The organism is Streptomyces sp. NPDC007901, assembly GCF_042959465.1.
Lineage (GTDB): Bacteria > Actinomycetota > Actinomycetes > Streptomycetales > Streptomycetaceae > Streptomyces.
The window spans coordinates 57189-69571 of record NZ_JBIBKW010000009.1 but is presented as its reverse complement, the minus strand read 5'-3'; the positions used below and the strand labels follow the sequence as shown (position 1 = coordinate 69571).

13 protein-coding genes and 1 pseudogene are annotated in these 12383 nt (G+C 71.9%); 6 read left to right on the top strand and 8 right to left on the bottom strand.

Going from position 1 to position 12383, the window contains the following annotated elements; all coding sequences use genetic code 11:
- Position 1: 1 nt before the first annotated feature.
- Both ACFZDK_RS27970 and ACFZDK_RS27965 read right to left on the bottom strand, forming a co-directional pair.
- Positions 2 to 1828: an AMP-binding protein gene (locus ACFZDK_RS27970; RefSeq protein ID WP_390976649.1), complete on the bottom strand. Its 1827-nt coding sequence runs from the start codon at positions 1826 to 1828 to the stop codon at positions 2 to 4.
- 345 nt (positions 1829 to 2173) lie between these two features.
- Positions 2174 to 2482: pseudogene (locus tag ACFZDK_RS27965) on the bottom strand (MFS transporter); the annotation flags it as partial.
- 157 nt (positions 2483 to 2639) lie between these two features.
- Between ACFZDK_RS27965 and ACFZDK_RS27960 the strand changes: the two are divergent.
- Positions 2640 to 3617: an AsnC family transcriptional regulator gene (locus ACFZDK_RS27960; RefSeq protein ID WP_390976976.1), complete on the top strand. Its 978-nt coding sequence runs from the start codon at positions 2640 to 2642 to the stop codon at positions 3615 to 3617.
- 86 nt (positions 3618 to 3703) lie between these two features.
- On the opposite strand, the gene ACFZDK_RS27955 is transcribed toward ACFZDK_RS27960, so the two are convergent.
- The gene (locus tag ACFZDK_RS27955; RefSeq protein WP_390976647.1) at positions 3704 to 4567 is read right to left on the bottom strand and encodes a LysR substrate-binding domain-containing protein; all 864 of its coding nucleotides are present in this window, start codon (positions 4565 to 4567) and stop codon (positions 3704 to 3706) included.
- A 183-nt stretch (positions 4568 to 4750) separates the two neighbouring features.
- Between ACFZDK_RS27955 and ACFZDK_RS27950 the strand changes: the two genes are divergently transcribed.
- Positions 4751 to 5773: a bile acid:sodium symporter gene (locus ACFZDK_RS27950; RefSeq protein ID WP_390976975.1), complete on the top strand. Its 1023-nt coding sequence runs from the start codon at positions 4751 to 4753 to the stop codon at positions 5771 to 5773.
- 7 nt (positions 5774 to 5780) lie between these two features.
- Here ACFZDK_RS27950 and ACFZDK_RS27945 read toward each other — a convergent pair whose 3' ends face one another.
- Entirely contained in the window at positions 5781 to 6698 is a 918-nt protein-coding gene (locus ACFZDK_RS27945) for a zinc-binding dehydrogenase (RefSeq protein ID WP_390976645.1), read from the bottom strand.
- 116 nt (positions 6699 to 6814) lie between these two features.
- Here ACFZDK_RS27945 and ACFZDK_RS27940 point away from each other — a divergent pair, with 116 nt between their 5' ends.
- Together ACFZDK_RS27940 and ACFZDK_RS27935 are read left to right on the top strand one after the other, a co-directional pair.
- Positions 6815 to 7255, top strand: a complete 441-nt coding sequence (locus ACFZDK_RS27940; RefSeq protein WP_390976643.1) for a MarR family transcriptional regulator — start codon at positions 6815 to 6817, stop codon at positions 7253 to 7255.
- 16 nt (positions 7256 to 7271) lie between these two features.
- Positions 7272 to 7799, top strand: a complete 528-nt coding sequence (locus tag ACFZDK_RS27935) for an isochorismatase family protein (RefSeq protein ID WP_390976641.1) — start codon at positions 7272 to 7274, stop codon at positions 7797 to 7799.
- Positions 7800 to 7803: 4 nt separating this feature from the next.
- Here the strand turns inward: ACFZDK_RS27935 and ACFZDK_RS27930 are convergent, their stop codons facing one another.
- Positions 7804 to 8001: an SDR family oxidoreductase gene (locus tag ACFZDK_RS27930; RefSeq protein ID WP_390976639.1), complete on the bottom strand. Its 198-nt coding sequence runs from the start codon at positions 7999 to 8001 to the stop codon at positions 7804 to 7806.
- A 10-nt stretch (positions 8002 to 8011) separates the two neighbouring features.
- Between ACFZDK_RS27930 and ACFZDK_RS27925 the strand changes: the two genes are divergently transcribed.
- On the top strand, positions 8012 to 8317 hold the full coding sequence (locus tag ACFZDK_RS27925; protein WP_390976637.1) for a LysR family transcriptional regulator: 306 nt from the start codon (positions 8012 to 8014) through the stop codon (positions 8315 to 8317).
- On the top strand, positions 8211 to 8777 hold the full coding sequence (locus ACFZDK_RS27920; RefSeq protein WP_390976635.1) for a LysR substrate-binding domain-containing protein: 567 nt from the start codon (positions 8211 to 8213) through the stop codon (positions 8775 to 8777). The genes ACFZDK_RS27925 and ACFZDK_RS27920 overlap by 107 nt, the downstream gene beginning before the upstream one ends.
- A gap of 71 nt (positions 8778 to 8848) precedes the next feature.
- Here the strand turns inward: ACFZDK_RS27920 and fdhD are convergent, their stop codons facing one another.
- Genes fdhD through ACFZDK_RS27905 form a run of 3 tightly spaced genes read right to left on the bottom strand, consistent with a single transcriptional unit; the run spans position 8849 to position 12379 of the window.
- Complete coding sequence (gene fdhD / locus ACFZDK_RS27915; RefSeq protein WP_390976633.1) at positions 8849 to 9697, bottom strand: formate dehydrogenase accessory sulfurtransferase FdhD; 849 nt, start codon at positions 9695 to 9697, stop codon at positions 8849 to 8851.
- Between the two features lie 7 nt (positions 9698 to 9704).
- Positions 9705 to 10565 (bottom strand): 2Fe-2S iron-sulfur cluster-binding protein, encoded by an 861-nt coding sequence (locus tag ACFZDK_RS27910; protein WP_390976631.1) that lies wholly within the window; start codon positions 10563 to 10565, stop codon positions 9705 to 9707.
- Positions 10562 to 12379 carry an NAD(P)H-dependent oxidoreductase subunit E gene (locus ACFZDK_RS27905; RefSeq protein WP_390976629.1) on the bottom strand — a complete coding sequence of 606 codons (1818 nt, stop codon included), beginning with the start codon at positions 12377 to 12379 and terminating at the stop codon, positions 10562 to 10564. Before ACFZDK_RS27905 ends, ACFZDK_RS27910 begins: the two co-directional genes overlap by 4 nt.
- Positions 12380 to 12383: the final 4 nt, after the last annotated feature.

The following is a 12383-nucleotide window of genomic DNA, read 5'->3' as shown; positions in this document are numbered from 1 at the left end:
GTCAGGCCCGGTACAGGGCCTCGACCTCGTTGGCGTAGGCGTTCTCGATCGCCTTGCGCTTCAGCTTCAACGACGGGGTCAGCAGACCGTGTTCCTCGGTGAACGGCTGGGCGAGGATACGGAACGTACGGATCGACTCGGCCTGTGAGACCAGGGTGTTGGCGGCCACCACGGCCCGCCGCACCTCGGTCTCCAGGTCGGCGTCCCGCACCAGCTGGGCCGCGGACATCTGGGGCTTGCCGCGCATGGTCAGCCAGTGCTCGACGGCCTCGGTGTCCAGGGTGACCAGGGCGGCGATGTAGGGGCGGTCGTTGCCGACGACGATGCACTGGTTGACCAGCGGATGGTCGCGGACGCGTTCCTCCAGGACACCGGGGGAGACGCTCTTGCCGCCGGAGGTCACCAGGATCTCCTTCTTGCGGCCGGTGATGGTGAGATAGCCGTCCTCGTCGAGGGAGCCGAGGTCGCCGGTGGCCAGCCAGCCGTCGTGCAGGGTGGCGTCGGTGGCCTTCTGGTTGTTCAGGTAGCCCTGGAAGACGTTGCCGCCGTTCAGCCAGATCTCGCCGTCGTCCGCGATGTGCACGGTGGTGCCCGGGATGGCCTGGCCGACCGTGCCGTAGCGGGTGCGCTCGGGCGGGTTCGCGGTCGCGGCGGCCGTCGACTCGGTGAGGCCGTAGCCCTCGTAGATGTGCACACCCGCCCCGGCGAAGAACAGGCCGAGCCTGCGGTCCATCCCCGAGCCGCCGGACATCGCGTTGCGGATCCGGCCGCCCATCGCCGTGCGGACCTTGGAGTAGACGAGCTTGTCGAAGAGCTGGTGCTGCATGCGCAGCCCGGCCGACGGCCCCGGGCCGGTGCCCCAGGCCTTCGCCTCGACCGCGTCCGCGTACTTCACCGCGATCTCCACGGCCTTCTCGAAGGGCCCGCCCTTGCCCTCCTTCTCCGCCTTCCGGCGCGCCGCGTTGAACACCTTCTCGAAGATGTACGGCACGGCCAGGATGAACGTCGGCCGGAACGCGGCCAGGTCGGGCAGGAGCGCGGCCGCGTGCAGCTGCGGCTGGTGGCCGAAGCGGACGCCGTGCCGGATCGCGGCCACCTCCACCATGCGCCCGAAGACATGCGCGAGCGGCAGGAAGAGCAGGGTGGAGACCTCCTCGCCCTTCTTGGCGCGGAACACCGACTCCCAGCGGGCGACGACCGTGTCCGACTCGAACATGAAGTTCCCGTGCGACAGGACACAGCCCTTGGGGCGGCCCGTGGTGCCCGAGGTGTAGATGATCGTGGCCACCGAGTCGGGCGTGACCGCCTGCCGGTGCCGGTGCACGATCTCGTCCTCCAGGTGCGCGCCGGCGTCGTACAGCTCCTGCACCGCGCCCGAGTCCAGCTGCCACAGCTGGCGCAGCTGCGGCAGCCGGTCGATGACGGTGGCGATCGTCATCGCGTGGTCCTCGTGCTCCACGATCGCGGCCGTGCACTCGGCGTCGTACAGCATCCAGAAGCACTGTTCGGCCGACGAGGTCGGATAGACCGGCACCACCTGGGCGCCGATCGTCCACAGCGCGAAGTCGAAGAGCGTCCACTCGTAGCGGGTGCGGGACATGATCGCGACCCGGTCGCCGAACCGGATGCCCCGCGCGAGGAGGCCCTTGGCGAGGGCCAGGACCTCGTCGCGGAACTCGGCGGAGGTCACGTCACGCCACTGGCCGAGCTCGTCCTTGCGGCCCAGTGCGATGTGCAGCGGGTCCGTCTGGGCATGCTCGAACACACAGTCGGCCAGACCCCCGACCGGCGGCGCCGACGCCAACGGCGGGTTGGTGAACTCGCGCAAACCCCGCTCCCCGCTTCTCGCTCCACAGTGAGGCCAGTGACGCTCCGCACAGCGCCGTGAAAGCTACCCCACCGGAAGACCGTTCGGGAGGGGGTGCGAAAACGAGCATTGCTCGCGTATGGTCGCGCCCGCGCCTGGAAAATACGCTCACATGGGGAAGGGCCGGACAGAATCCCTTACGGTTCAGTAGGTTTCGGCTCCGTAATCTCCACTGAATCTGTACGACCCGATTACGGCCCCGAGCCGGTTACCGACCGGTCAGGAGCTCGGTGTGGACGCGCTCTTATGAGACAGCGTCGAGGGGGCGGATTTTGTCACTCCGCCTGCCGCCCGGGGTGCCCAGGCGATCAGCGGCAGCGTCGTCGCGAACATCGCCGCCGCGCCCACCCCCTGCACCGCGCGCGCCGCGACCAGCGTGCCCGGCCCGGACGCCGGCCCGCACAGCGGACTCGCCGTCGCGAACACCACGACACTGGCCACGTGCACCCGCCGCCGGCCGAGGATGTCGGCGGCGGCCCCCACGCCGAGCAGCAGCGCGGCCAGCGCCAGGGCGTAGCCGTCCACCCCCCACTGCAGATCGGTGAGCGACGCGTGCAGTGCCGTCGCCATGTCCGGCAGCGCCACCACCACGATCGTCACGTCCAGCAGCAACATGAACGTCCCCGGGCGCACCGCGGTCAGCGGCCCCCATGTGCGCGTCTCCGTACTCCTTGCTTCGTCGACTGACCTTCGCTCCGTAGGATGGCCGTACCGCGGCCGATCGGATCGAAGAAGAGCGGCTGCAAGGCGAAATCCGACGGGGGTTGCCGTGCTGGGGCTGGAATCCGACACGACGGATCTGCTGGACGTGCAACTGCTCTGCGCGCTGGAGGTGGACGGCCGCGCCTCCTTCAGCCGGATCGCGGCCGTGCTCGGTGTCTCCGACCAGACGATCGCCCGCCGCTACCGGCGGCTGTGCGCCGAGGCGGGGCTGCGGGTCGTCGCGGTCCGGGACGCCGAACGGCTCGGCCAGGACCAGTGGATGCTCCGGCTGCGCTGTGCTCCCGACAGCGCGACCGTGATCGCCGACGCGCTCGCCAAACGCCCCGACACCGCCTGGATCGGGCTGGCCTCCGGCGGCACGGAGATCGCCTGCATGACCCGGCCGCGCAGCCCCGGCGACCACGACGACCTGCTGCTCGGCAAGCTGCCGCGGACACCGAGCGTGGTGGAGATCCGGGCGCAGCAGCTGCTGCACCGCTTCTACGGCGGACCGACCGGGTGGGTGCAGAAGTTCCGGGCGCTGTCCGAGGAGCAGGTGGCCGCGTTGCGGGCCGCCGCGCCGGAGGCCGACGGGCCCGCGCGACTGGAGCCGGAGGACGGGCCGCTGCTCGCCGCGCTGGAGCGGGACGGGCGGGCGACCTACCCGGAGCTGCAGCGGGCCACGGGGCGGTCCGAGTCCGCGGTGAAGCGGCGGCTGGCCGCGCTGATCGGCTCCGGGGCGGTGTACATCGATGTCGAGTACCGGTCCGAGGTGCTGGGGTATCCCAGGGCGGCGCTGTTGTGGATCACGACGGTGCCCTCCGCGATGCACTCCGTGGGGGAGGCGTTGGCGGGGCATGACGAGGTGGCGTTCGCCGCGGCGACGGCGGGGCCGTCTCATATCGTCGTGACGGCGGTGCTGCGTGACACCGCTCATCTGTATGCGTACCTGAGTGGGCCGTTGGGGCGGTTGGAGGGGGTGCAGCATGTGGAGGCGATGCCGTTTTTGCGGAGGGTGAAGCAGTTGACCTATGTGGGGTCGTATTGAGGGTGCGGGGCGGTGGGGGCTGGTCGCGCCCACGCGGCGGTAGCCGCACATCGATACAGCCCCGCGCCCCTATGGGGCGCCTCCGGTCAAGGGCGTCTCAGGTGTGTGCCGCTCGCCAGGACTGCCGCTGCCAATGCGTCTGCCGCTGTCTGTGCCGGTGAGCGTCTGTTGCTGTGGACGAGTACGAAGTCGACCTTGCCCAGTTCCGGGAGGCCCGCGCGGTCGGGGACCCGGAAGAGGCCCGGGGGGATCAGGCCCCTTGAGTGGGCCATCACGCCGAGGCCTGCCCTGGCCGCCGCGATCAGGCCGTTGAGGCTGCCGCTGGTGCAGACGATGCGCCAGTCGCGGCCCTGGCGTTCCAGTGCCTCCAGGGCCAGGGCGCGGGTGATGCCGGGTGGGGGGTAGACGATGAGCGGGACGGGGCGGTCGGGGTCCAGACGGAGGCGTTCCGCGCCGATCCACACCAGGTCGTCGTGCCAGACCAGTTCGCCCAGGGGGTCCTCGGCGCGGCGCTTGGCGAGGACCAGGTCGAGTTTTCCGGCGGCGAGCTGCTCGTGGAGTGTGCCCGAGAGTTCCACGGTCAGTTCGAGGTCGACCTCGGGGTGGTCGTAGCGGAAGCCCTCCAGGATCTCCGGCAGCCGGGTGAGGACGAAGTCCTCCGAGGCGCCGAAGCGGAGCCGGCCGCGCACCCGTGTCCCGGTGAAGAAGGCCGCCGCCTGGTCGTGCACCTCCAGGATCCGCCGGGCGAACCCGAGCATCGCCTCGCCGTCCTCGGTCAGCTCGACGGAGTGCGTGTCCCGGGAGAAGAGCTGGCGGCCGGCGGCCTCCTCCAGACGGCGTACGTGCTGGCTCACCGTGGACTGGCGCAGGTTCAGCCGGCGGGCGGCCTGGGTGAAACTGAGGGTCTGGGCCACCGCCAGGAAGGTGCGCAGATGCGAGGGGTCATACACTCGAACATGTTATCGCGAAACGTGATGGCAGTCAGAGTGGTATGCCCGGTTCCCGATCACCGGCTCGGGGAGGACGATGGAGGGGGCCCTTCCGGGCCTGGCGACACCGCAGTGAGACCCGGTACGAACCCCTGATCGACCCGCAAGTGGAGCACCGTGAAACGCCTGAGCTGGCCCCGTTGGATGCCGATCGACCCGTACGTCCTTCTCCTGCTCGGGACGGTCTGTCTCGCCGCGCTGCTCCCGGCCCGGGGCACGGGCGCGGACGTGGCCTCCGGCGCCTCCACGGCCGCGATCGCCTTCCTCTTCTTCCTGTACGGCGCCCGGCTCTCCACTCGCGAGGCCGTCGACGGGCTGCGGCACTGGCGGCTCCATGTCACGGTCCTGGTCTGCACCTTCGTGATCTTCCCGGTGCTCGGCCTGGCCGCCCGCGGACTGGTGCCGGTCCTGCTCACCCATCCGCTCTACCAGGGCTTCCTCTTCCTGACCCTGGTCCCCTCGACGATCCAGTCGTCGATCGCCTTCACCTCGATCGCGCGCGGCAACGTGCCCGCCGCGATCTGCGCCGGGTCCTTCTCCTCGCTCGTGGGCATCGTCCTGACCCCGCTGCTCGCCGCAGCGCTGCTCGGCAACAGCGGGGGCGGGTTCTCCGCCGACTCGATCGTCAAGATCGTGCTCCAGCTGCTGGTGCCGTTCGTCGCGGGGCAGTTGCTGCGCCCCTGGATCGGGGGCTTCGTCGCCCGGCACAAGAAGATCCTCGGCCTGGTCGACCGCGGCTCGATCCTGCTCGTCGTCTACACCGCGTTCAGCGAGGGCATGGTCCGGGGCATCTGGCACCAGGTCAGCGCCGTCCGGCTGGCCGGACTGCTTGCCGTCGAGGCCGTCCTGCTCGCCGTGATGCTGCTGCTGACCTGGTACGGCGCCAAGGCGCTCGGCTTCGGTCGCGGGGACCGCGTCGCCATCCAGTTCGCCGGCTCCAAGAAGTCCCTCGCCTCCGGGCTGCCCATGGCCAGCGTCCTGTTCGGCGCCCATGCCTCACTGGCCGTGCTGCCGCTGATGCTCTTCCATCAGATGCAGCTGATGGTGTGCGCGGTCATCGCCAAGCGCCGGGCCCATGACCCCGAGGCCCAGGACGCGGCCGAGCCCCCGGCCGCCCCGGCGGCGCGGTCACGGCCCGCGGCCGTCACCGGGACGTCCGGCCGCTGACCCCCGGTCACGGGCGCAGCACGACCTTGCCCAGGTTGGCCCGTGACGCGACGGCCTCATGGGCCCGCGCCGCGTCCGCCAGCGCGTACTCCGCGTGCACGGCCGGCCGTACCACTCCTTGTGCGAACAGGCGCCACAGCTCCTGACGCCATTCCTCGTACAGCGCCGGCCGCTCGCGGGCGATCAGGGCCATCTGGAAACCGGTCACCGACTTGGCGCCGACCAGGAGGTCGTACGCCTGGACCGTGCCGCCGCCCGAGCTGTACGCCACCAGCCTGCCGCCGGGGGCCAGGGCGGCCAGGGCCGGGGTGAGCAGGTCGCCGCCGACCGCGTCCAGGGCGTAGTCGGCCGGGGTGTCCCAGTCCGCGTCGGCGTACGTCACCACCGCGTCGGCGCCCAGGGAACGGACGAAGGGGGCTTTCGCCCGGTCGGAGACGGCGGCCACGACCCGGCCCGCTCCCCGGACGCGGGCCAGCTGGACGGCGAGGTGGCCGACCCCGCTCGCGGCGGCCGTGACGAGGGCCGTCTCGCCCGGTTCGGGGCGGGCCGCGGCGAGGGCGCCGAGGGCGACCAGGCCGCCGCGGACCAGGGCGACCGCCTCGACGGCGGACGCGGTCCCGGGGACGGGGGAGGCCATCGCCTCGTGCAGGACGGCGAAGTCGGCGTAGCCGTGGCCGAAGCACAGGCCGGTGACCCGGTCGCCGGTGCGCAAGCGGGTGACTCCCGCGCCGACGGCCACCACCGCACCGGCGATCTCGCCGCCCAGCGCGATCGGCTCCGCCGCCTCGGTGACCTTGCGGACCACGGGCAGCGTGACCCCGACCGCCTCGCAGCGGACGAGCAGCTCACCGGGTCCGGCCTCGGGGATCGGGGCCTCCTCCAGAAACAGGGGGCCGCCGGTGGACTCGTACCGGACGCGACGCATCGCACCTCCGCGGAGCGTGAGATTCATTGGGATCCCCAACGATAGTGGGGGAGTCGTTGGTGAGTCCCATGGTTTTTCGTTGGGAGAGCCAATGGATTCTTGGCTACGCTGCCCCCATGGCCGAAGCCCCCCTCCCCGCGATCCGCGCCCTGCCCAGCTGGCTGCTCGGCCGGGCCGCCGCCCGTGGCCGGGCCCTGGTCGCCGAGGCGCTCGCGGAACACGGCATGCGGATGTGGCACCACGTGGTGCTCTCCGCCGTCCGCGATCTCGCCCCGGTCGCCCAGGCCGACCTGGGCCGGTCCGTGTCCCTCGACCCCAAGGACCTGGTCGGCGTCCTCAACGACCTCCAGGCCGCCGGGCTCGTCGTCCGTGCGCCCGACCCCGGCGACCGCCGCAAGAACGCGGTCTCCCTCACCGCCGAGGGCGACCGCCTCCTCGACCGCTGCGAACAGGCGGCGCGCGAGGCCAACGACATCTTGCTCGCCCCGCTGTCGGCCGCCGAACGCGACCAGTTCACGGGCCTGTTGATCCGGATTTCCGGTACGGACGGCTCATGACGGCTAACGTTCCGTCATGACCGCACCCCTGGCGCTCGATCCGGCGCGCACCGCTCTCGTCCTCGTCGACCTGATGGACCGCATCGTCGCGCTGCCCCTGGAGCCCCGCAAGGGCACCGAAGTCCTGCACGCCGCCGAGGAACTGGCCCGCTCCTTCCGGGCGGTCGGCGCCCCCGTGGTGCTGGTTCGCGTCGAGCGTCCCTCGCTCGGCGAGCAGCCGCCGGGCAGCGGACTGGTGGCCGGGCTGAAGGAGGAAGGGGACGTGGAGATCGTCAAGCGTTCCATCGGCGGCTTCCAGGGCACGGAACTCGACGCCCGGCTCCGTGAACTCGGCGTCAGCAGCCTGGTGTTCGGCGGTATCGCCACCAACCTCGGCGTCGAGTCCACCGCCCGAGCCGCCGCCGACCTCGGCTACGACCTGGTGTTCGTCGAGGACGCCATGGCCGCCCTCACCGCCGCCGAGCACGAGGCGTCCGTCCGGCTGGACTTCCCCCGGCTGGGCACGGTCGTGACCGCCGCCGGCGTGCGCCTCACCGCCGGCTGACCGCTCAGACCAGCGTCCCGCCGCCGTCCACGACCACCACCGACCCGGTGCTGTACCCCCCACGCATCAGGTACAGATACGCCTCCGCCACATCCGCCGGCTCGCCGACCCGCCCCACCGGCAGCGACTCGGCGGACGACCGGTACAGCCCCTCCCGGTCCGCCTCCGGCAGCTCCCGCCACACGGCCGAGCGGCTGCACATCGCGCAGCCGGTGCTGAGCCGTCAGATCCGCGCACTGGAGAAGGACCTGGGCGCCGACCTGTTCCGCCGGGACAGCCATGGCGTGACCCTGACCGAGGGCGGACACCAACTCCTCGACGACGCACGGCAGTTGCTGGCCGTCGCCGACGGCACCCGGCGCCGGGTCGTGCAGGCCGCGCGCGGCCGGCGGCGGCTGGTCGTGGGCTTCCGTGCCGGTGTCGTCGTCACCCGGGCGCTGCGCGCCTTCACCGCGGCCCACCCGGACGTGCAGGCCAACGCCCGCCGGGTCATGGGGGCACCTCCCGCTCGAGCGTAGTCGAGAGTGGGGGAGGGACGACCAGGAGCAGCTGATCCTTGACGGCACCGTCGACATCGCCTACGTACGGCTGCCGGTCAGGGAGAGCGGACTCGAACTGCGCCCGCTCTACAGCGAGCCCCGGGTGGCCATGCTCCCGGACCGGCACCGGCTCGCCGGGAAGCAGGAGATCTCCCTCGCCGACCTCGACGGCGAACAGTGGCTGCGCTACAACGACCCCCGGCCCGGCGACCTGCCGCTGCGCACCATCGAGGAGAAGTTCGAGTGCGTGGCCGCCGGCACCGCGATCACGATGGTGCCCCGCTCCGCCGCCGAGCAGTACTCCCGCCCGGACATCGTCTACGTCCCGGTCGTCGACGCCGAACCCGACCGCGTGCTGCTGGCCTGGGCGGCCGGCCGCCGCTCCCCGCTGGTCACCGCGTTCGCCGAGGCCGCGGTCGCCGTCGGGGAACCCGACTGAGGCGGGGCCCCTGCGGCGCAGGGGGCGCTCCCCGCCGGTCGGGGCCCCGCCGCCGTGACGCGGGGGATCGGTCAGCCCTGGGTGGCCGCGGCCCGCAGGGCGATGCGGTCCTCGCCCGCGTACACGTTCATGTTGCTGCCCCGCAGGAAGCCGACGAGGGTCAGACCGGTCTCCGCCGCCAGGTCCACGGCCAGCGAGGAGGGCGCGGAGACCGCCGCGAGCACCGGGATGCCCGCCATCACGGCCTTCTGCGCCAGCTCGAAGGAGGCCCGGCCGGAGACCAGGAGGAGGGAGCGGGACAGGGGCAGGTCGCCGTTCTGCAGGGCCCTGCCGACCAGTTTGTCGACCGCGTTGTGGCGGCCCACGTCCTCGCGGATGTCCACCAGCTCGCCGTCCTCCGTGAACAGGGCCGCCGCGTGCAGCCCCCCGGTCCGGTCGAAGACCCGCTGCGCCGCGCGGAGCCGGTCGGGGAGGCTCGCGAGCAGCTCGGGCTCCACCCGGACCGGGGGAGTGTCGGCTATCGGCCAGCGAGCCGTCGTACGCACCGCGTCGAGGCTCGCCTTGCCGCACAGCCCGCAGGACGAGGACGTGTAGACGTTCCGCTCCAGGGTGAAGTCGGGGAGCTTGACGCCCGGCGTGGTCCGGACGTCGACGACGTTGTAGGTGTTGGAGCCGTCGACCGTGGCGCCCGCGCAGTACACGATGTTCTGCAGGTCGTCGGCGGCCGCCAGGACCCCCTCGCTCACCAGGAACCCGGCGGCCAGCGCGAAGTCGTCGCCGGGGGTGCGCATGGTGATGGCGAGGGGTTTCCCGTTGAGTCTGATCTCCAGCGGTTCCTCGGCGACGAGCGTGTCCGGCCGGGCGGAGACCGCTCCGTCGCGGATCCGGATGACCTTGCGTCGTTCCGTGACTCGTCCCATGTCCTGATCAGCCCCGGTTCTGTACGTGCTGGTAGCCGAAACGGCCCTTGATGCAGAGATTGCCGTGGGTCACCGGGTTGTCGTGCGGAGAGGTGACCTTGACTATCTCATTGTCCTGCACGTGGAGCGTGAGGTTGCAGCCCACACCGCAGTACGCGCACACGGTGGTCGTCTCCGTCTGCCGGGAGGCGTCCCAGGTGCCCGCCGCCCGCATGTCGAACTCCGACTTGAACGACAGCGCCCCGGTGGGGCAGACCTCCACACAGTTCCCGCAGTAGACACAGGCCGAGTCGGTCAGCGGGGCGTCGTGCTCGACGGCGATCCGGGCGTCGAAGCCGCGCCCGGAGACGGAGATCGCGAAGCTGTTCTGCCACTGGTCGCCGCAGGCGTCCACGCACTTGTAGCAGAGGATGCACTTGTCATAGTCGCGCACGTACAGATCGTTGTCGACCCTGGGTTCCTCGTCGAGCCGGGCCGCGTCGGGGCCGAAGCGGTCCGGTTTCGCCTCGTACTCCTTGATCCACTCGGCCGCCTTCGGGGTCGTCGACAGGTCCACCGAGGAGGCCAGCAGTTCCAGTACGATCTTGCGGCTGTGCCGGACGCGTTCGGTTCCGGTGCCGACCACCATCCCCGGCTCGGCCTTGCGGGAGCAGGCCGGTACGAGGGTCCTCGACCCCTCCACCTCGACCACGCAGACCCGGCAGGCGTTCTTCGGGCGCAGGGTGTCGCCCTCGCACAGGGTCGGGATGTCCTTCCCGGCCGCCCGGCAGGCGTCCAGGATCGTCGAGCCCTCCGGGACCCTTGCCTCCTCGCCGTCGATGGTGAACTCCAGCAGCCGGCGCGGGATCCCCAGCGGTGTGACGGTCATTCGTACGCCCCCAGACGGTCGATGGCGGATTCCACGGCGTTCCACGCGGTCTGCCCGAGACCGCAGATCGAGGCGTCCCGCATCGCTCGCCCGACCTCGCGCAGCAGGGCGATGTCCCCGGCCGCGTCGGCGCCGGTGCGCGCGACGATCCGGTGCAGCGCCTCCTCCTGCCGGACCGTCCCGACCCGGCAGGGCACGCACTGCCCGCAGGACTCGTCCCGGAAGAACTCGGCTATGCGCAGCAGGAGCCGGGGGAGCGGCACGGTGTCGTCGAAGGCCATCACCACGCCCGAGCCGAGCGTGGTGCCCGCCTCCCGGGTGCCCTCGAAGGTGAGGGGGACGGTGAGTTCGTCCGGTCGTACGAAGCCGCCCGCCGCGCCGCCGAGCAGGACCGCCCGCAAGTCGTCGTGCACACCGGCCAGTTGGAGGAGCTCGCCGAGGGTGGCGCCGAAGGGGAGTTCGTAGATGCCCGGGCGGGCCACGCTCCCGGACACGCAGAACAGCTTGGGTCCGGTGGACCTCTGCGTCCCGATCGCCGCGTACGCCGGGGCGCCCATGGTCAGGATCGGCAGGACGTTGACGAGCGTCTCCACGTTGTTCTCGACCGTGGGTTTGCCGAGTAGCCCCTTCTCCACCGGGAACGGCGGCTTGGAGCGGGGCTCGCCGCGGTACCCCTCGATGGAGTTGAACAGGGCCGTCTCCTCACCGCAGATGTAGGCGCCGGCCCCGCGCCGGATCTCGATGTCGAAGGCGAAGCCCTGGCCGAGGACGTCGTCGCCGAGGAAGCCCCGGGCGCGCGCCTGGTCGATCGCGTGCCGGACCCGGCGGATCGCCCGCGGGTACTCACCGCGGATGTAGAGGAAGCCCCGGTGCGCGCCGATCGCGTACGCGGCGATCGTCATCGCCTCGACCAGCGCGTACGGATCCCCCTCCATGATCACGCGGTCCTTGAAGGTGCCCGGCTCGGACTCGTCGGCGTTGCAGACGAGGTAGTGCGGGTGGTCGGGCTGGGACGCCGTGGCCTGCCACTTGCGGCCGGTGGGGAAGGCGGCGCCGCCGCGCCCGACCAGGCCCGAGTCGGTGACCTCGCGGATGACCCCGGCGGGGCCGAGGCCGAAGGCGTGGCGCAGGGCGGTGTAGCCGCCGTGGGCGCGGTAGTCGTCCAGCGAGGACGGGTCGACCACGCCCACCCGCCGCAGCAGGGTCAGGCCCTCCTGGCCCGCCTGCGGCACGGCCATCGCCGCCGGCGGCTCCTCGGGCGCGGAGTCGGGGGCGGTCGCCGCGAGGACGGCCGCGGTCACGGTCGCCGGCGCCGACACCGCCGTGTGCACCGGGTCCCCCGCCCGGACGGCGAGGGCCGCCGGGGCGCGCTCGCACAGGCCCAGACAGGGGCTGCGTTCCAGGTGCACGCCGGGGCCGAGGCGCTCCTCGACCCCGGCGCACAGGTCCGCGGCCCCGGCCGCCGTGCACGCCAGGTCGGTGCAGACGTGCAGGACGGTCGCGGGGCGGGGCTTGACGGAGAACATCGCGTAGAAGGTGGCGACGCCGTAGGCCTCGGCCGGGGGGACCGTCAGACGGCGGCACAGGTAGTCGAGGGCGCCCTCGCTGATCCAGCCGATCCGGTCGTTGATCGCGTGCAGCCCCGGCAACAGCAGATCGCGGCGGTCCCTCGCCTCGCGGCCGCCCCGCGCCCATCGCAGATCCTGGTCCGAACGGTCGGCGCCCTCCCAGGAGGACTCCGGAGGGCCCAGCAGGGCGTCCACGGCGGCCCGTTCCTCGTCCGTCGGTTTGCTGTCGCCGAAGTGCAGGTCCACTTAC

Coding starts and splice junctions, on each gene's coding strand:
- ACFZDK_RS27930 (WP_390976639.1), bottom strand. CDS start 8,001: ATGTGCAGCCGCTCGGCCGTGTGGCGGGAGCTGCCGGAGGCGGACCGG.
- ACFZDK_RS27935 (WP_390976641.1), top strand. CDS start 7,272: ATGACCGCACCCCTGGCGCTCGATCCGGCGCGCACCGCTCTCGTCCTC.
- ACFZDK_RS27950 (WP_390976975.1), top strand. CDS start 4,751: ATGCCGATCGACCCGTACGTCCTTCTCCTGCTCGGGACGGTCTGTCTC.
- ACFZDK_RS27945 (WP_390976645.1), bottom strand. CDS start 6,698: ATGCGTCGCGTCCGGTACGAGTCCACCGGCGGCCCCCTGTTTCTGGAG.
- ACFZDK_RS27910 (WP_390976631.1), bottom strand. CDS start 10,565: ATGACCGTCACACCGCTGGGGATCCCGCGCCGGCTGCTGGAGTTCACC.
- fdhD (WP_390976633.1), bottom strand. CDS start 9,697: ATGGGACGAGTCACGGAACGACGCAAGGTCATCCGGATCCGCGACGGA.
- ACFZDK_RS27940 (WP_390976643.1), top strand. CDS start 6,815: ATGGCCGAAGCCCCCCTCCCCGCGATCCGCGCCCTGCCCAGCTGGCTG.